Origin of the sequence: Cellulophaga sp. BC115SP (assembly GCF_009905545.1) — a bacterium.
GTDB classification, from domain to species: Bacteria; Bacteroidota; Bacteroidia; order Cytophagales; family Spirosomataceae; genus Flectobacillus; species Flectobacillus rivi.
In genome coordinates this window covers 14,596-33,246 of the sequence record NZ_JAAALB010000027.1, presented here as the reverse complement: position 1 = coordinate 33,246, position 18,651 = coordinate 14,596, and the positions used below count along the sequence as shown (strand labels likewise).

The window sequence follows — 18,651 nt, the reverse complement described above, 5'->3', positions numbered from 1 at the left end:
TTTGAGCGTTCTTAAACTGGTTTAAGTTTTTTCTTTAGTCAAAAAGTGAACTTTGTCATGTAGTCCAGCGACGAAAATAATAATAAAATTCGATGGATATTTTTAAACGACAAATTGACATCATACCATGACAACTAGAGTAAAAATTCACGCATCACAGCCAGCGGCTTGGAAAGCCATGTACGGATTAGAACAATATTTGGCAACGACCTCAGTAAGTAAAACTCACAAAGAGTTTATCAAGTTGCGTGCCTCACAAATCAATCATTGTGCTTTTTGTATCGATATGCATAGCAAAGACGCCCTAAAAAATGGTGAAACAACGCAGCGCCTTCTATTACTAGATGCTTGGCGAGAAACAGACTTATTTACGGAGGAGGAAAAGGTAGTATTAGCCATAACAGAAGAAATTACGCTCATCAGTGAAAAAGGTTTGACAGAAGAAACCTACCAAAATGCCCTAAAATACTTCAGTGAAGATTACATCGCCCAAGTCATTATGATTGTAGTGGCAATCAATGCATGGAATCGTATTTCGGTAAGCACACACATTACCGTAGGAGAGAAGTTTTAGCTTAACCAGAAACGCGAATAGTGCCACAAACCCTGATGGAAATGGATATTTCTGTCAGGGTTTTATTGGTATATTGACGTTGGGTAAGAAAGTTGTTGGGGAGGAATAATTATTGAGTGGTCGAAGGTGTTTTTTTGTATATTGATTTGAATTTTTTCTAGGGAGAAGACTTTAAAACAAGATACTATATAGAAAATGAGAGAAAAACTTTATACCTCAGCAGGATTTTATTATTCATCCTATTTTAGAATTAACGTAGACACTAACGATGCTTTTCTAAATTTTGATGAGTCATTATCGGAACTTGGAGCTGCTATTTTTTTTCATGAATATATTCATTTCTTACAAGATATTACGACAACTCACGGACTGTTTAATATAGCAAGCGAGGTAGACTTTATAAAATTTTTTAATTCGAAGCTACAAAAAGATGGTGTTAACTCTATTAACGTTCCTTTGGTAACGTCAATAGAGGATGGAAATACACATGTGAATATGGAGATGAAAAAAATATTTATAGGTGCAGGGGAGCATAAGAATTTTGACCAAGACTATATTATAAATAACGAACTGTATAATCTAACGATAAATGGAGTAATATGGACATTTACGAAAGAGTTTATTCAGGTAGGAAACGAAAGAGAAGGAGGGTTTAAATATTACTTTGGCTCATACTGTATTTGTGAAGGAATGGCTTATGAAATGGAACAATTGCTATATCCTAATGTAATTCTTCCTAATCCGACAAAGCTTCCTTATTCTGCACCTAGGCTAGTAGCCGATAAGTTATATCCAATTTTTTCTAAAAATACGGAAAATTTAATCGCATTATGCGATGCCTCCTTAATGTATAATGACCCAGGGATGGTATTTTGTTTAATATTGCGACAGATGAATGCGACAGGTTATTATCCTCAAAGTCCTGAAGAAATTTATGATTACGTATTTAATGTTATTGAATTTGAGTTTCAAAAAATCAAAAAACCTCTTGAGTTATTTTATTACGCTGGGCATATTGTGAATTCACAATTATCAGACTATTTCCGTTCAAATATATACAAGAGTAATAATTTATGGATCGCGAGAACAATTTCTGCATCCCAAAACTTCAGAACGCAAAGACCTTCATTTATGCTTGATATTGTTAGAAATGGAGATATTAGGAATAATATTTTTTTTAAAGCAGTAAAGGGAAAAATAGGAACTCCCATAATAGTAAACAATAATAATGAAATGTTTTTTGAAAATGTATTGAATGGATTTGGAGTAGAAATTGAACCACAATACTTTTGGGTATTTAGTCAAATTAGAGAGTTAATCACAAGACAATGGAATGATTTAGGCAGAATAAATCTTTGTGGGCTAAAGGATTATTGTGACAAGGGAAATGAAGAAAACCCGTTCACAGATATTAGATGCCGTAATGAGCCGTGGAGTAGGTCCAACGATGAGAATAATGATCTTTGTAATTTTGGTGCTACTTGGAAATCGTGGGCTTTACAAGGAAAATCGCTAACAAATGAATAGAGGAGAGTGATGAATAATAGCCATTAACGTCTACCGTTTCACAACGCAGTTCCCCTGCCTTTTCCTATTCTAAATCCGTTTCTAATATGCACGCCATATTTTTTTAGAATGCCTTTATATCTATTGTTAAAACCTATTAAAAATGTACTACTTGTGAAAAAATCACTAAATTTGTACAGATAAAACTAAAATGTATGTTAATTAAGTTTTCTGTAGAGAATTTTTCGTCATTTAATGGTAGGCAGAATTTCTCATTATTACCAGGCAAAGGAACGCTAAAGGGAGAACATAAGACAAAAAAAATTAAAGGAATCTCTGTCCTTAAAACTTCCGTGTTATTTGGTGCCAATGCTTCTGGAAAATCAAACCTTATCAAAGCAATCGAATTTGGGAAAAGATTAGTATTACGAGGAACCAATCCTGAATCTATTATTGACTATCAAAAATTCAGATTAGATAAAAATTGTACTAATAAAGATTCTAGAATCGAATATGTTATCCAACATAATGGCAAAAATTATGCTTATGGATTTGTTTTTGATTCCACTACCATAAAGGAAGAATGGCTATTTGAGGTGAGCTTGAAGAGCGAAGTGAAAATATTTGAAAGAAACATCAATAATAGCCAAATATATGATTTGGATAATATTGTGAAAAACATCAAATCTGACGAAGAAAAGCAATTTTTGAAATTTATAGCAAAAGGAACACCGAATAATCAGTTGTTTTTAAATGAAATCAGAACTCGAAAAGTCAAAGAAAATGTTTCAAAAATTGAAGATATACTGAATGTGATAGATTGGTTTCAAAACTCTTTAAAAGTTATTTTTCCTGATGACAAATACAATGAGGGTTTGAAGTTTGAATTGAATCAAGATGAAGAGTTACTAACAACATTTGAGCAGTTTTTAAAATATTTTGATACTGGTATAAATGGTGTATGCCTTGAAAAAGTTGATTTTGATAGCGTAGATGTGCCTAAATCAATTTTAAGTAAAATAAAAGAAGATCTATTAAGTAAGAAGTCAGAAAATGTAAGAGCTTCAATTCTGTCAAATAGAAATACCACCTATTTTCTTTCTATTAAAGATACAGATTTAGTTGTAGAGAAATTTATGACTAAGCATTCTGTTAAAGGACAGGACGAATTAGAAAAGTTTGATACAAGTGATGAGTCTGACGGAACAAATAGAATAATGGATTTTATACCACTTTTAATGGACTTGTTAAAAGGTGATAATGTATTTATTATTGACGAAATGGAAAGAAGTCTGCACCCTAATCTGATGTACGATTTAATCGATTTGTTCATTTCAAAAGCTACAAATATTAATAGCCAACTTATTTTGGCTAGTCACGAATCATCTGTATTAACTCAAAAATTATTACGAAAAGATGAAGTTTGGTTTGTGGTAAAAGATAATTTTGGAGCCAGTAAACTTCATTCTCTCGAAGATTACAATGTACGATTCGACAAAGAAATTAGAAAAGATTATTTATTAGGAAGATTTAAGGCAGTACCTCGCATAGGCAATAGAAATAAGCTTACAATTTTAAATCATCATTTATTGTAAATTATGCCAAGAGAAAGAGAGGATTTATTTAGAGAAAGCAATTCTTTAGAAAAAGAAAAAATAATAGTTTTAGCCTTTGAAGGTAACGATACGGAAGAAATCTATTTTGAGGAATTTAAGAACTCAGAGATTTTCAATGATGCCTTGATATTTTTACACCTCCTAAAACGACCTAAAAAAGACACCAATAGTGCTCCAAATCACGTCTTTAGAAAACTGAAAAAGGAAGCAAAAGATGAGTATAATTTTAAGGATACCGATGAGCTTTGGATGATAATTGATACAGATAGATGGAAAAACATTCCAGATATAATTTCAGAATGTAAAAAGCAGTCAAATATGTTTGTCGCTGTGAGTAATCCTTGCTTTGAGTTTTGGTTACTTTTACACATTAAAGATATAGCAGAATACAGTGAAGAAGAGCTTAATTTAATGTTGAAAAATGGGAAAGTAAGTAGCAAGAAAAATTACGTAGATGCTAAAATAGTGGAAATTTTAGGTGCGTATAATAAAAGTAATCCTAAGCCAGAGTTATTTCTTCCAACCATTGATTTTGCTATCGAACAAGCAAAGCAATTAGATGAAAAAGATGAAGAATATCCTAAAAACTTAGGCTCTCACGTTTATAAAGTTGTCATGAAGCTAAAAAAAACATGAGTCGCTATTTCGTATCCCAGTTGCCCCTCCTCTAAACCCATTTAAAGGAGGGAAACCAGAATAAATTCACCATTAAACTTCCGCCCATTTAGGGTTTTGGGCAAGTACTTTTTGTTGTGTCGGACAATCGTCGTCGTGTGAGCCTTTGAGATAGCCAATGCTCATTAAGAATTCGCCTACAATTTCGCCTCCTGTGAATTTGAAAGTCTTTTTGAAAAGTTTTACCCATTCTTCCTTGGTTTTGGGATGGTGTGCTTCTAGCCATTTTTCAAAAGAGCCATATTCCTTTTGCAAAACCTGAATTTTTTTGGCGTTTTCTATCGCTGCATTGATTTTTAAGCGATTGCGAATAATGCCAGCATCAGACAAAAGCCTTTCTCGATCTTCCTCTGTATAAGAAGCTACTTTGTCGATATCGTAATGGCTGTAGGCTTCCTTGAAGGCCTCTTCTTTTCTAAGAATCGTTTCCCAGCTCAAACCCGCTTGATTGATTTCTAAAATCAATCTTCCAAATAGTGCATTATCGTCGTGAATCGGGAAGCCGTAGTGATGGTCGTGATAGTTGGCATGCAAGGCCTTGCGGTCGGCAGCTTGCATATTTTGAATAGCTTTGCAATAAGACATAGGTCGGGTTATAGATTTGTTAAACTCAATCAACGTAAGTAATTTCGAAATAGTTCTTTCAAAAAAGGAATCCTTAACTCCCGCTAACATGACTCAACAAACACCTTCTATTTTCGAATCACATTATAAAAAATTAGGTTTACTACCACTTTCAACGGATACTTTGGCATCAGCTAATAGTGATATGTACAAACCATTTATTAAGGTCTTGTACTTGCCCAAAGGATACCAACTAAAAGTAGATTTTCAAGAATATCAAACACTAGAACCGACTTTATTTTTTGTGAACTCCAATCAGTTTTTACAGATAGACCAAGTGGGGGAGCAGTTAGGATATATAATGTATTACAACCGTGATTTTTATTGTATTCAAATTCACGATGCCGAGGTGGCTTGCGATGGTTTATTGTTTAACAATTTGCAAAATATGCCGATGGTGGAACTTCCAACAAGTGAACAGGGATGGGCAAATCATCTTTGGGCACAAATAGAGGAAGAGCTGACCATGAACGAATCAGGGCAGGAAGAAATGTTACGAGTATATTTGAAACAGTTAATCATTCGTGCGACTCGCATCTGGAAAAAGCAAGAACTACACCAAATTCAAGATGGAACTAATAGTGACATGGAATTTTATCGAGATTTTAGTCGATTGGTAGAAATCCATTATAAAGAAAAACATAGCGTCGCTGACTATGCGGACTTATTGGGGTTTGCCCCAAAAACCTTGACACATAAATTTAAAAGACTGCATTTGTCGCAGCCTAATGAAGTAATCAAAGACCGTATTATTTTGGAGGCAAAACGTCTTCTGACCTACACACAAATGAGCGCTAAAGAAATTGCGTATCACTTGGGGTATGACGACCCTGCCTATTTTAATCGCCTTTTTGCTCAAAAAGTAGGTGATACGACAACTAATTTTAGAAATAAATACATTCAAGGGAAAAAAGTACAATAGTTGTATGCTTTTGTGCCTTTATCTGGGTGGTTCGTTGGAGTAATTTTGTCATATCAATTTGAAACAACAACTAAACAAATCAAAAACATGAAAGCTCAAGCACTAACTATTTCGTATAGCAACACATCATATTTGACTTTCCTTAAGTCATTTTTAGTACTCTTTTTAGCCTTAGTAGCGCATATCACATTTGGTCAATTGCGCCCTTATGCTGGTCAGGACGACCCACAAGTTTTTACCGAAATAAGACCATTTTTGAAAGCACTCAACACAAGTAATGGTAAACCGCTCGAACAACTCAGTCCAACCGATGCTCGTCAAGTATTGGTCGGAGCACAAAAATCGGTTCAGGTAGATTATTCTGGTATTCAAGAGAGCGAAAAAGTGATTTCTCAAAATGGATATAAAGTAAAAGTACATATCACCAAGCCTATAGGCGTAAAACCAAATGCACCTGTTTTTATCTTCGTGCACGGAGGAGGTTGGGTGTTAGGAGACTATCCAACACATAGAAGATTAGTCCGTGACCTAGTGGTAAATAGTGGCGCCGTGGCTGTTTTTCCTGATTATACTCCATCGCCAGAAGCAAAGTATCCAGTAGCAATCAATGAAATTTATGCTGCTACACAATGGGTAGCCGAACATGGTAAAGAGATAGGTGTAAATGGTAAAAACTTAGCAGTAGTAGGTAATAGCGTAGGAGGGAACATGTCAGCGGTAGTTGCGCTTATGGCAAAAAATAACCACGGTCCAGCGATAAAACTTCAAGTACTTTTGTGGCCCGTTACCGACGCCAACTTTGAGACTGGTTCATATAACGAATTTGCAGAAGGTCGCTTTTTGACTAAAAATATGATGAAATGGTTTTGGGACAACTATTTGCCAGAGGTGGAAAAACGTAAAGAAATCTATGCTTCACCTTTGCAAGCTACGGTAGAGCAATTAAAAGGTTTGCCAGAGGCATTGGTACAAACCGCAGAAAATGATGTATTACGTGACGAAGGTGAGGCTTATGCAAGAAAGCTCAATGAAGCTGGTGTCAAAGTTACTTTAGCAAGATATAATGGATTGATTCATGACTACGGTATGCTGAACCCTATTTCAGGGGTTACGGCCTCTAAAGTTGCCGTCTTGCAAGCAGCGTTATCAATCAAAGAAGCGTTGAAATAGCTAAAAAAGAGACATTCTCTAGATTGAGTGATTTGTGATTGAGAGAATGAGTGATTATTTTAAAATGTATTAGCATCCAAAAAGGCGTTCGAAAAACTCATTTCGAACGCCTTTTTGGATGCTATATTCCCTTTGACACATTCTTAGACGCAATCATTGCGTCTCTACAAGTTAAATTCACGAAGAATAATCGCTCATCACAATTCACTTAATTATTTTCTATAATCTCCTTGACGTTTTACCATCCAGCCCGGGTATTGCATTGGAAGTGGACTCACTGCATCAATTTTCTGCAAATCCTCAGCCGAAAGCTGTATTTGTGTCGAAGCAATATTGTCTTGTAATTGAGTAATTGTTTTAGCTCCAATAATCGTACTGGTAACACCTGGTTGATGACGAACCCATGCCAAAGCTACTTGTGCCACAGTAGTTTGATGAGCTGTTGCAATTTCCTGCATAACGTCTACCAAATCATAAGCTTTTTCTTTATCGATTGGAGGAAAATCAAAATTCTCTCTTCTCGAACCTGCTACAACTTGCTGACGGGTATATTTGCCACTTAAGAACCCCCCAGCCAATGGACTCCAAGGGAAAATTGCTAATTTGTGATGCTGTGCCATCGGTACTAATTCATGCTCAATATCACGAGAAACAGCCGAGTAATAGTACTGTAAACCAATAAAATGATGCCAGTTGTGGCTTTTGGCAATTTCTTGCGCCGTAGCCACCATCCATGCTGGCCAGTTACAAATGGCAATGTAGCGGGCTTTTCCTGCATTTACTACATCATTTAAGCTATGTACAATTTGCTCAACCGAAGTACGAGGGTCAACGCCGTGAACATACAAAATGTCTACATAATCCATTTGAAGACGTTTTAAACTTGCGTCTACCGAGTTAAAAATATGATAGCGTGACAAGCCTGCACTATTAGGCGATTCGTCCATTCGTCCTAAAACCTTGGTTGCAATCACCACCTGATCACGACGGATACCGAGGTCAATAAGTGACTGTCCGAGTAGTTGTTCTGACTGACCAAATGAATAAATGTTGGCCGTATCGATAAAGTTAATGCCTGCATCAATCGCTGCTTTGATTAATTGGTTTACTTCCTCCTGTTGAAGTTGACCAATATTTCCCCATATACCAGCGTCTTGTCCGCCAAAAGTCATAGTTCCGAGGCATAATTCTGATACCAAAAGACCAGTTTCGCCTACATAATTGTATTTCATAGGTTTTGTTTTATTAGTTTTTGAAAAAGTTTTTACTAAAAATCTGATGCAAATTTCTTACAAAACTCTTGTGTACAGTTATCCCAAACGAAACAGAAACTATAAAAAATCAAACAATTTATATTTCTCGGAATAACTTTGGAGTGGTTTGCAACGAACGACGGAAAAATGAAGTAAAATGCGAAGGGTCGTCAAATCCAACGGCGTATCCTATCTCAGCAATATTCCAATCGGTATGTTTGAGGAGGGTTTGCGACTCTTGCAACACCCTTTCTTGAATCAACTGAGAGGTAGTTTTACCAGTAACTGTTTTCAAGGCGCGATTGAGATGATTGATATGGATGGAAAGATGCCCAGCAAAATCGGCAGGAATGCGCAGTTTCATTCTTTGTAAAGGCGATTCAATCGGAAATTGTCTTTCGAGTAATTCCACAAATAAAGAGGTAATGCGGTTATTGGCCGAATGTGGATGTTTTTGGATATTATCATTGGGCGACAAACGCATGGCTTTATGAATAACTTGTTGTACTAATGCTCTCAAAAAATCGTATTTGAAGGCATAATCGACATTTATTTCAGCAGACATCTGTTCAAAAATAAGTCGAAATTCCTCAATTTGCTCCTCATCGAGATTATAAATGGGAAAACTGCCAGGCTTGAAAATAGGATATTCTTTGATGTTAGGAATTTGATTCAAAAAAGCTTCTGTGAACACGCAAAAATATCCTCGCTGAGATTCCCCGATTCGCTCGATTTTGTAAGGAATCATAGGGTTAGCAAATGAGATTCCCGCAGACTTTACTTCAATCGATTTGTCTGCGTAGTGATAAATATTGTTGCCAATAATCAACGAAATTTTATAGTAGTCCTTACGACTATAAGGCACAGATTTTGTCGGTTTACCAATATAATCCTCCATCTTGAATACATTGAAATGCCCTACGTCTTTACGGAGGTTTTCGGGTAAACAATCTGCGCTATTCAGATAAAAATCTTCTAAAGTATGAACCTTTTCCATGAAGTAAAGTTATAAAAAATCAAACGAACCTGTAAAAGACAACAAGAAAACTATCTTACAAGTTAATTTCCTCATGCAGAATTCGATAAAATTCTTTGACAGCCTTTTTCTGATAAACTTCTTTCATTGAAATAATCATAGCCGTTCTGTCCATATTTTCACCCAACAGCGGAATCGTTGCCAATCCGTCTTTCTGACTAACCGAAGTTTTTGCCAAAATCGTATGCCAATTTCCTGTTTTGACCAATTCCAGTAAAGTCGGAATATCATTGATTTCAATCGCAATATTGGGCGACAGGGCATGGCGCTCAAATAAATCATGAACAAATTTGCTGGTCATATATCCTTTGGCAGGAAGAACCAATGGATATTGCGTAATTTGTTCTAAAGTTATCATTTCTTTTTGCGCTAATCCTGAATTTGGAGCCGTCACAACCGTCATAGGTGAGCAAAATAGATTTTGATAATCAAAATGTTTTTCAACAGCTATATCCCCAAAAAAACTTAAGGCAAAATCAAGTTCCAAATGATTTAATTTATCAATCAATTCTTCGGAAGTGCCAAATACGACTTTTATCTTAATTTGTGGGTATTGCGTTGCAAAACGAATCAGCGCTGGAGTCAATACATAACGCAGTCCATAAGTAACCCCTATCGTAATTTTTCCTGTTTGAAAGTTGTGCAAGTCCCTCAGCATCAGCAATCCATCTTGTGCCTTATTGATACTTTGCAAAGCAAAATCTGCAAATAATGCACCCGCTTCAGTTAGAGTAATACGTTTGCCAATACGATTGAATAACGGTATATCAAGCTCATCCTCTAGTTGCTTAATCTGCTGAGAAAGAGTACTCTGACTAATATTGAGTTGCTCTGCCGCCTCTGTAAAATTGAGTAATTCTTTAGCCCTGAGAAAATATTTTAATTGACGAAGCTCCATGGGGATTGAGTGAATTAGTGAATTTTGAATTACAACTGTACGAAGGATTCTAAAACTGTTTATTTCGGATATCGGATGTTGGATTTCGGAAATGTAATCATTTACATTTCTTAAAAAAATAAAGATAACTAACCTAATTTCCGAAATCCGTAATCCCAAATCTGAAATAGTTTGGAATCCTTCGTACAGCCGTAATTGTGAATTGTTTTAGGGTATTCCCTATTTTGGATTTATTATAAATCCGAAATCAAATATCCCAAATCCGAAATTGAGGGGGCTTTTCTAAATCGAAAATACCGATTGATGTGATAGAAAAAAAGCGTTTTACGAATTTAAAACTTCTCTACAACTTTGTAGCGTAATCATGAAGCATTTCTAGAGTGTGGATGATATTGAGAAGAATGTTGCATAACGTAAAACATCCCAATTCATGAATATCGAATATAAGGCGGTTTCATTACCGAAAAATTTTATCCTAGGGTTTACCCAAATATTACTTTGGGGTGGCTCATTTTTCTTGTTGGCTATTTTGGCTAAACCAATTATTGCAGAAACAGGATGGTCGCACCAATTGGTGTATGGCGCCTTGTCTTTGGCGATGTTGGTATCAGGAATGTTGGCATCGAAAGTGGGAAAAATGATTGAGACAATCGCTAAAAATTACAATTTGTTATATGCAGGGTTTGTCATGGGAGCGGGGCTTATCATCATAGGTTTATCCCATCATTTTTTACTATTTTTAGTAGGTTGGTGTGTGGTTGGCGTGGCTATGGCGATGGGTTTGTATGATGCACTATTTGCTACTTTAGGTAAAAAATATGGTAAAATCGCCCGTAAATCTATTGTACAAGTTACCCTAATTTCGGGGTTTACTACAACGGTTGTTTGGCCTTTGCTTTCGTTTTTATTGAATCATTATGGCTGGCGCAATGCTTGTTTTGTGTATGCCGGAATTCTTATCGTTTGGGTTTTTCCAGTGCACAAATTTTTGATTCCAGAAAAAGTACAAATGATAGAGGAGGAAAATACCTCAACGAATACTCAACAAGAACTCCCAACAGGCTTGGAAAATACCAGCGTGTTTACGATACTTTTAGTAAATTTCACCATTGGATCTATCTTGATGACTGGGATTTCTGTACATTTAGTAGAAATCTTAAATGACAATGGACTTCCCTTGACTATGGCGATTAGTGTTGGTGCTATGTTAGGTCCAAGTCAAGTAGGAATACGATTTTTGGATGCAATTTTACCTAAAAAAACACCTTTAAATTCAGCTTTGGTATCGTCAGTAACCATTTTTGTTGGTCTGGTGTTATTTTTAATGAGTCAGCAAATAGCCTTTTTAGCGGTCATTTGTTTTGGTTTGGGTAATGGAATGCGTTCAATTTTGCGAGGCACATTACCTTTGTGGATATTTGGTGCCGACTCGTATGCAACGATCATGGGCAGATTGGCGGGTCTACCAATGGTAGCACAGGCACTGACACCTCTGTTGAGTGGCTATATGATTGCTCATTTTAGTGTCAAAAAATTTGTCAGTTTACTGGTAGTTTTGGCATTTGTCAATATCATTACCATGGTTGTTTTAAGAAATAAAATATTGACTAAGAGCCGTGTACTGAGTGTATAGGCTCATACTCCACTTGAGAATATGAAAATTATCCCCTTACAAGAAGGCAACTATTTTGTTGATAAAAATCGAGCGTTTATCTCATTGACTTCTGCCATAAACGAGCAAGGTTTAAAACTAGCAGTGCAACCATTTCTAGTAATTACCAATACGGATTATATCCTTATCGAAACTGGTTCGGGGCACGAAGACTTAGGACGCCCAATTATCCTAGATTTGTTAGCCAAAGAGGGAATTCGTCCCGAACAAATAACTAAGGTATTTCTGACGCATTTTCATAAAGATCATATTGATGGTTTGGGAGTTATCAAGGGTGGGGAATACCAAATAAATTTTCCTAATGCCCAAGTTTTTGGACAACAGAGAGAATATGAATATGCACTTTTGCAAACACAAAGTACCTCCTATAATTTCTCAAAACTAACACCATTACAGCACCTAACCAATATGGTTTGGATGCAGGAAGATAGCGGAAATCTCACACCTGAAATCTCCTATCAAGTAGTAGGAGGGCACTCACCATATTTACAAGTATTTTGGATTAAAGACGGTGCTGAAACCTATTTCTTTGGCTCAGATAATCTTCCACAGGAAAGTTACTGGCAACATAGCATTGCCTACAAATCGGATTATGATGGTAAAAAAGCCAGAGATCTAAGAACTCAATGGAAGCAACAAGCCCAAGAAGCAAATTGGAAAATCTTACTTTATCATGATATGGAAAAAACGATGATATAGATTGTTTTCCGATTTTATGACATTTTGTTCAGGTGTAAAATAGGATTTTGAAAGCTCGAGATCAAGCCTAAATCCACTTAATAAGAATTATTGTTTTCTTTTTTTTAAAACAATAATTCTTTCTACATTTATACCACCTTTAGAACCCATTATAAAACTAAACTTTTACGCCAAAAAATGAGATTCAGGCTACATCTTAAACCGACCGAAGATAGACAAAAGCTACTTTTTAATTATCAGTATCCCTTACAAGCTTGGTTATATAAAATCTTGTATCAGGCAGACCAATCGTATGCTTCCTTTTTGCATAATCAAGGTTATGCAGTGCCCAATAGCCATAAAAGTTTTAAGCACTTTACATTTTCCTCATTACAACTCGGAAAGACCAAACCTATTAGATCTGGCGACACGTATATACAGCTCAGTTCGGATAGTATTTCGTTAGTGGTATCGTTCTATATCGACAAAGCTGCCGAAGGATTTATCGTAGGATTATTTCAGAATCAGGAGGTAAGTTTATTCAATCGCGACTACCGCGCCAACTTTATCGTAACCAACGTCGAAGCATTGCCTAATCCATTCGATACGTTTACGGGTAATCAAGTCGTAACGATGTCGTTCAGAACCATTTCACCTATGGTGGTAGCGAGAAAAGAGGAAGGATTAGACCAATATTTAAGTCCAACAGACGAACGTTACAGCGAGTTTTTCGCCATCAACTTGGTTGACAGATACCGCACTATAGAAGGTACCGACAGTTTGCAAGTAGATAGTACTATCGCCCAAAGTTTAGTGAAGTTCAAACTTATATCAGACCCTACAAAAGTGAAGAAACGAGGTTTTTTCGTAAAAGAAGGAAAGCTTAAGGATGAAACCAAAGTTATTGGTTATCATAATTTTACCTTCGAAATAACCGCCCCAGCTAGGCTTTTGGAAATAGGATTTTTGGGAGGATTAGGAAAATACTGTGCCGTTGGTTGTGGTTGTGTGGAGGTTTGGGAGAGGTAGTTAATATTTTTTTCGGAATTGTAGAACCAGAATAAAGTACTATCTTTGTGACAAGAACTGATAAATGTTTTTATCTCAGAACGCATCACTATTTGCGGGTTGCCAGTATTGGCACGAGGATAAAGGGATTTATCAGTTTTCTACAAAATAAGTTCAAAAGCAGGAGCTTTTTCAAGTCGAAATACATTTTGTTTATCATATAGCTTATTTTCATCATACAAATCAATAACACTACCTACAGAGGGTTCTATCGTCTCCCAAAATCTGCTTTCACCCTTATAGATATACCTTTGTAATGCCCATAGAAAGTAGTCTACAACACTCAATTCTGGTAAAAAACTACTTTTCTCAATCGTACATTGATAGTCTATTTGTTCAATAATTCCCTTTTTCTTATTACTGCTATCAATGGCTCTTTCGATTGAATTAATCAGTTTTTCAGTAGTAGATTTAGACTTGTGAGCTAAGTAAATATGATATTTTAAGTCCACAGACCAATGATTTTCAAGAAGTTTACGGATGACATCAAAATAAAACTCAGAAGCATTGTTGTTATGTTTTCTGTTGAAAATATTTAAATCTTTTCTGGCAATGACAGCATGGAAAGTAATATCGTGATATTGACGAAGAAATTGAAAAAACTGAGATCGAACTTCAGGGTGGTCATTTTTGGCATGTAAAAACCAATGTGGGTCTTTTACGGAAGGAATACTTTTAAAAAGAACATCTTGACGAATCGAGTCGCTAAATTCTTTAACTGCTTTATGTATAGATTTGCGGTTAGGTGTTTCAATTAATCCAATGATTAATAAGGGTTGATAACCAGAGGTACCAACAAGTAGACGTTTTCCCTTTCCGTAGAACTCTGGGTCTCCACATTCATCAATAAAGTAATAGCTGTTTTGCATGAAAATATAAGTATAGATACCGTTTAATAAGAATAGTCTTTTTCTGGGAATTTATTGACTTTGTTTTGTTAACTTGATATTTACATACAAACATTAAGAATAAATAAAGTTTCATAGAATGGTACGATTATTATTATTGATTGTCTTACTATTTCAAATCCTATTAATGAAACTTTATATTCCGAGTTATAAAGATAGTAATTTTTAGCCAAAATAGTATTCATATAGTATCTGTAAAATAAAAAATCTATTTATTGTATTACTTGATATTTATTGATTTTTTTCATTAGCTTTGCAATGAACTTAAATTCATATAGCATAATGAAACGTAATGATATTTTAGTAAATCGTCCAAAGTGTTCGCAATGTTGTGCGTATGTATGTCAATTGGATAATGAATGTGAAATTTGTAATGGATATAATACACATCTAAATACACTATGCTTAGAGAATTAATCAATTTTACCGATTCCTTAGACCCAGAATTTAAGGCTTTAGGTATGAAGAATAAAGAAGGACTCCATATTTTCTTGGAAGTTCAGAACGATGGTGAGCGTTTCTGGATTGATGATAATATGGAAGTTGTCTTTACTCGTAAAAAAGAGTTAACGCCCGATGAAAATGCCTTGATAAAGCGTACTTCAACGCTAACGCAGCTTTCTTGGTGCGTAAACACCAATAAGTGTTTTGATTTACCTATCAAGGCTATTCACTCTTGTTCGCCTTATTGTCTTGCACTCAAACGTGAAAATTTGGTTGGTGGAGAGAAGTATGCAAGCAATGCTTCAGGAAAGAAGTCGCAAGTATATGAGCGTATCAATGCCTATTTTGGGAAAGCTTCAGAGTTGCTGGACTCAGAGGAAGAGAAACAGTACCTTGAGATTTTCAAGAACGCCTTGAATACCGAAGAGCGTTTTCAATTTTGGGTAGAAAATTCTGGATACTGGTCAGAATTAAAAGATTCAGATTATGTGATTTTCTATTTGAAAGAGCCTATCGAAAAATATCAAGCTACGAATAAAAAGTATTTGGCGGATAAGCTTTTTAATACGAGTGATTATAATGTAGAGATTGGACAATCAGTTTTTGGTACAAGTGATTTTTTCAATGGATTTCCTACCAAAAAAGCTTTTTTGACGCATCAATCAGCTTCTTTTGATATTGCAGGTAGAATTTCTGCCAATGATGCTAAGTCATTGTATGAATTTCAGGATATAATTGGAAGAAATATTCTACCTAAGCCCTTGCCTATTTTTATTCATAAAGAGGAATTAAAAACGGATGCTATCGCTCTGTTCAAGAAAGCGGCTGAAAGTGGTGATAAAATTAGCTACCAGCGAATTATCGAAAAACTTTATGATAAACATAAAGATGACTTCGGCAATTATTACCTACTTTTTTACAGTTTCGGAGAAATTAAAGACTTTGATTTTGTCTCAAAATTTGAATATGAATTAATAGACGGAGAAGGTAATAAATGGGAAATAAAAGATTTATTTGGTGTAAAAAATAACAGAACGTTAGATAATGTTTTCGATTTACACATTGCTGTAATGCAACCTGCATTTAATAACTCCTTGGTGATGAAGACTAAAACTGGAGATTTTCAATACCGTTATTTTGATGATATTGATGCAAAATATTGTAAGTCGGATAATACTTTCCTTTTGGTCAACAAATATAGAAAAGCGTTTTATGATTTTATCTATAAATCCAAAAGACAGGCAGTTACATCTTTGATGTTTCATGATATCATGCGGACCAGTATTTTGGATGATATACGATTGGATGAGCTTAAAAACGGCAATCATTCCGAGCGATTTTCAATACTAAGAAAGCTTAATATTTGGTTTAGTCTCTACGAAAAATTTGACATAAATAATAAAACAAACGCTGAAAGTATGGCAAGCAAATTACAAGCCCATCGAGAGTTTATAGAAAAACTAACGAAAGGCGAAACATCTATTGAATCAGATGACCAATATGCTTTTGCAGTTGGACAAGTGATTTATTATCTGTTTACTAAAAGTAAAACATCAGATACAAGCTACAAACGCCTTGAACCTTTTGTACAACAAGTTCATGCCAAAGAACTTAATAAGGCAATAGCAAGATTGTTTGATACTTACAAGCATGAACCATTTTCAAGCAATTTTAGAAACCCTTTTGCGGAAGTGATGGACTATGAAACCTCCGCCAATATTAGGGATTATATGCCTACTTTATTGGCAGGTGTTTTCTCAAAAAATGCCCTTTTTAGTGATAAAGAAAAAGATGCAGTATCAGATGACGATACACAAGCAGAAGAATAATATTTCTACCTTTTAACAATATTCAACAATGAGCAACTCATTCAAAAACCGTGTATTTGGCTGTGCCATTATTAAATCAATTAATTCAAATTATAACGCAGACTTTTCTCATCAGCCACGTACTTTACCTGACGGAACAGTGTATGCAACGGACAAAACGTTTAAGTATAGTATCCGTAATTATGTCTCTAAGAACTTTGGTAATGAAGATGTTTTTTACTTTAAAAGTTTGAACGAAGAAATGCAACCTCGTGACCTTGACCAGACTTACACCAAATATTTTGGAGAATTTCCCAAAAAAGAAGCTGGTAAAGATGGTGCTTTGAAAGTCCGTAAAACGATCTTGAAAAACTTATTGGCATGTATTGATATTCGTCTGTTTGGCGGAACATTTGCCAGTAAAGATGCGAATATTTCCTTACATGGTCCAGTACAAATTACCCACGGTGTAAATCGTTTCCCTGAAGGAATTATTTACTCTGAGCAGATTTCTTCGCCCTTCCGTAACTCTAATGATAAAAGTACCGACTCGATGCAAACGACATTGGGTACTCAGTTCAAATTGAGAGAAGGACATTATGTTCATCATTTTTCTATCAATCCCCGAAATTTAGAGGATTTGGCAAGTAAGGTGGAAAATGATGGTTTACAGCAAAATGATATAGCAATATTAAAAGAGGCGATGCGTTCGGGTGTGTCTTTTTATGATTCTTCTGCTAAAGCTGGCACAGAAAACGAGTTGTTGCTTTGGGTACAACTAAAAGAAGATTCCAAATTGGTATTGCCTTCTTTTGTTGAATTAGTATCGGTAAATAATGATGATAACAGAACCATTGATTTGACAAAGGTTTCTGCTGTTTTGGCAAAAGAAAGCGTAAAAAGTCAGATTGAGAAAATAGAGTTATACTACGATAGTGCTGTTACAACGGTAATCAATGCACCTGCTGATGCTACAGTATTTGAACTTAATTAAGCTATGGCAAATCAAAAATTAATTTCTTTTGATTTACAGGCTGACTTTGCTTTTTTTAAGAAACCAGACCATAACGTAGGAATTTTACTATCCTATAATATGCTTCATAAACCAGCTCTACTAGGTATTTTAGGGGCGATAATTGGTTTGGAAGGTTATCAGAAAAAAGGAGAATTACCCGAATACTATCACAAGTTGAAAGATATTCCAGTGGGCATAGAACCTTTGGAAGGCTTTCATGAAAAAGGTAATTTTCAAAAAACGTCTGTAAAATATACCAATACCGTTGGTTATGCCAATGATGATGGTAATTTATTGGTTGAAGAAACCATGTTGGTTAAGCCTGCGTATCGCTGTTATTTATTATTGGATCTAGAGAATGAACTTCATGCGAAATTATATGAGTATTTGAAAAATGGTCAAGCTGAGTATGTACCATATTTAGGAAAAAATGAGTTTCAGGCGTGGATTATTTCAATAAATGGGTTTATTCAGGAGTATGAGTATAAGATTTTTGATGAAAGAAGTGATTTTTTTATACGTTCAATTTTTATAAAAAATGGCATTTTAAAAAATCAAAAAATAAACGTCAAAATAACACTTAGAAATAAGGATACTGTACACAGACCAACTTTTACTTATTTTGAAAGGTTACCTATTGGATTTGAAGAAGGTAAAATGATTCAATATGAAATGGCAGAATTTGCCTTGACAGATTGGACTATTGCCGCAGATTCAACTATTGATCAGTTATACGAAATTTATAGGGATAACGATAAACCTCAAATCATCCAGTTGTTCTAAG

At 35.2% G+C, this 18,651-nt stretch carries 17 protein-coding genes; 12 read left to right on the top strand and 5 right to left on the bottom strand.

Annotation, left to right across the window (positions count from 1 at the left end; genetic code table 11):
* The first annotated feature begins 127 nt into the window (after window positions 1-127).
* The 4 genes from GVN22_RS17950 (at window position 128) to GVN22_RS17935 (ending at window position 4,332) form a co-directional block, all read left to right on the top strand.
* On the top strand, window positions 128-574 hold the full coding sequence (locus GVN22_RS17950) for a carboxymuconolactone decarboxylase family protein (protein ID WP_166552390.1): 447 nt from the start codon (window positions 128-130) through the stop codon (window positions 572-574).
* 195 nt (window positions 575-769) lie between these two features.
* Window positions 770-2,101 (top strand): hypothetical protein, encoded by a 1,332-nt coding sequence (locus GVN22_RS17945; RefSeq protein WP_166552389.1) that lies wholly within the window; start codon window positions 770-772, stop codon window positions 2,099-2,101.
* A 194-nt stretch (window positions 2,102-2,295) separates the two neighbouring features.
* Window positions 2,296-3,675 carry an ATP/GTP-binding protein gene (locus GVN22_RS17940; protein ID WP_166552388.1) on the top strand — a complete coding sequence of 460 codons (1,380 nt, stop codon included), beginning with the start codon at window positions 2,296-2,298 and terminating at the stop codon, window positions 3,673-3,675.
* Between the two features lie 3 nt (window positions 3,676-3,678).
* Window positions 3,679-4,332, top strand: coding sequence for an RloB family protein (locus GVN22_RS17935; RefSeq protein WP_166552387.1), 654 nt, complete (start codon window positions 3,679-3,681; stop codon window positions 4,330-4,332).
* 72 nt (window positions 4,333-4,404) lie between these two features.
* Here GVN22_RS17935 and GVN22_RS17930 read toward each other — a convergent pair whose 3' ends face one another.
* Window positions 4,405-4,956 carry a DNA-3-methyladenine glycosylase I gene (locus GVN22_RS17930; protein WP_166552386.1) on the bottom strand — a complete coding sequence of 184 codons (552 nt, stop codon included), beginning with the start codon at window positions 4,954-4,956 and terminating at the stop codon, window positions 4,405-4,407.
* Window positions 4,957-5,044: 88 nt separating this feature from the next.
* Here GVN22_RS17930 and GVN22_RS17925 point away from each other — a divergent pair, with 88 nt between their 5' ends.
* Both GVN22_RS17925 and GVN22_RS17920 read left to right on the top strand, forming a co-directional pair.
* On the top strand, window positions 5,045-5,917 hold the full coding sequence (locus GVN22_RS17925) for an AraC family transcriptional regulator (RefSeq protein WP_166552385.1): 873 nt from the start codon (window positions 5,045-5,047) through the stop codon (window positions 5,915-5,917).
* 87 nt (window positions 5,918-6,004) lie between these two features.
* A complete protein-coding gene (locus tag GVN22_RS17920; protein WP_166552384.1) occupies window positions 6,005-7,087 on the top strand; it encodes an alpha/beta hydrolase in 1,083 nt (360 codons plus the stop codon).
* Between the two features lie 212 nt (window positions 7,088-7,299).
* Here GVN22_RS17920 and GVN22_RS17915 read toward each other — a convergent pair whose 3' ends face one another.
* From GVN22_RS17915 to GVN22_RS17905, 3 genes are all read right to left on the bottom strand, one after another.
* Entirely contained in the window at window positions 7,300-8,319 is a 1,020-nt protein-coding gene (locus GVN22_RS17915) for an aldo/keto reductase (RefSeq protein WP_166552383.1), read from the bottom strand.
* A gap of 118 nt (window positions 8,320-8,437) precedes the next feature.
* On the bottom strand, window positions 8,438-9,337 hold the full coding sequence (locus GVN22_RS17910; RefSeq protein WP_166552382.1) for an AraC family transcriptional regulator: 900 nt from the start codon (window positions 9,335-9,337) through the stop codon (window positions 8,438-8,440).
* Window positions 9,338-9,392: 55 nt separating this feature from the next.
* Window positions 9,393-10,274: a LysR family transcriptional regulator gene (locus GVN22_RS17905; RefSeq protein ID WP_166552381.1), complete on the bottom strand. Its 882-nt coding sequence runs from the start codon at window positions 10,272-10,274 to the stop codon at window positions 9,393-9,395.
* 430 nt (window positions 10,275-10,704) lie between these two features.
* Here GVN22_RS17905 and GVN22_RS17900 point away from each other — a divergent pair, with 430 nt between their 5' ends.
* The 3 genes from GVN22_RS17900 to cas6 all read left to right on the top strand — a co-directional run bounded on the left by GVN22_RS17900 (window position 10,705) and on the right by cas6 (window position 13,653).
* Window positions 10,705-11,907, top strand: a complete 1,203-nt coding sequence (locus GVN22_RS17900; RefSeq protein ID WP_166552380.1) for an MFS transporter — start codon at window positions 10,705-10,707, stop codon at window positions 11,905-11,907.
* A gap of 21 nt (window positions 11,908-11,928) precedes the next feature.
* On the top strand, window positions 11,929-12,645 hold the full coding sequence (locus tag GVN22_RS17895) for an MBL fold metallo-hydrolase (RefSeq protein WP_166552379.1): 717 nt from the start codon (window positions 11,929-11,931) through the stop codon (window positions 12,643-12,645).
* A gap of 177 nt (window positions 12,646-12,822) precedes the next feature.
* Entirely contained in the window at window positions 12,823-13,653 is an 831-nt protein-coding gene (gene cas6, locus GVN22_RS17890) for a CRISPR-associated endoribonuclease Cas6 (RefSeq protein ID WP_166552378.1), read from the top strand.
* Window positions 13,654-13,793: 140 nt separating this feature from the next.
* Here cas6 and GVN22_RS17885 read toward each other — a convergent pair whose 3' ends face one another.
* The gene (locus GVN22_RS17885; protein WP_166552377.1) at window positions 13,794-14,561 is read right to left on the bottom strand and encodes a DUF3800 domain-containing protein; all 768 of its coding nucleotides are present in this window, start codon (window positions 14,559-14,561) and stop codon (window positions 13,794-13,796) included.
* Window positions 14,562-15,001: 440 nt separating this feature from the next.
* On the opposite strand from GVN22_RS17885, the gene GVN22_RS17880 reads away from it, so the two are divergent.
* The 3 genes from GVN22_RS17880 to cas5b are packed head-to-tail and all read left to right on the top strand — an operon-like array spanning window position 15,002 to window position 18,650.
* Window positions 15,002-16,873, top strand: a complete 1,872-nt coding sequence (locus tag GVN22_RS17880; RefSeq protein WP_166552376.1) for a hypothetical protein — start codon at window positions 15,002-15,004, stop codon at window positions 16,871-16,873.
* Window positions 16,874-16,901: 28 nt separating this feature from the next.
* A complete protein-coding gene (locus GVN22_RS17875) occupies window positions 16,902-17,846 on the top strand; it encodes a type I CRISPR-associated protein Cas7 (RefSeq protein ID WP_166552375.1) in 945 nt (314 codons plus the stop codon).
* Between the two features lie 3 nt (window positions 17,847-17,849).
* Window positions 17,850-18,650, top strand: a complete 801-nt coding sequence (gene cas5b, locus GVN22_RS17870) for a type I-B CRISPR-associated protein Cas5b (RefSeq protein WP_166552374.1) — start codon at window positions 17,850-17,852, stop codon at window positions 18,648-18,650.
* The last annotated feature ends 1 nt before the right edge of the window (window position 18,651 follow it).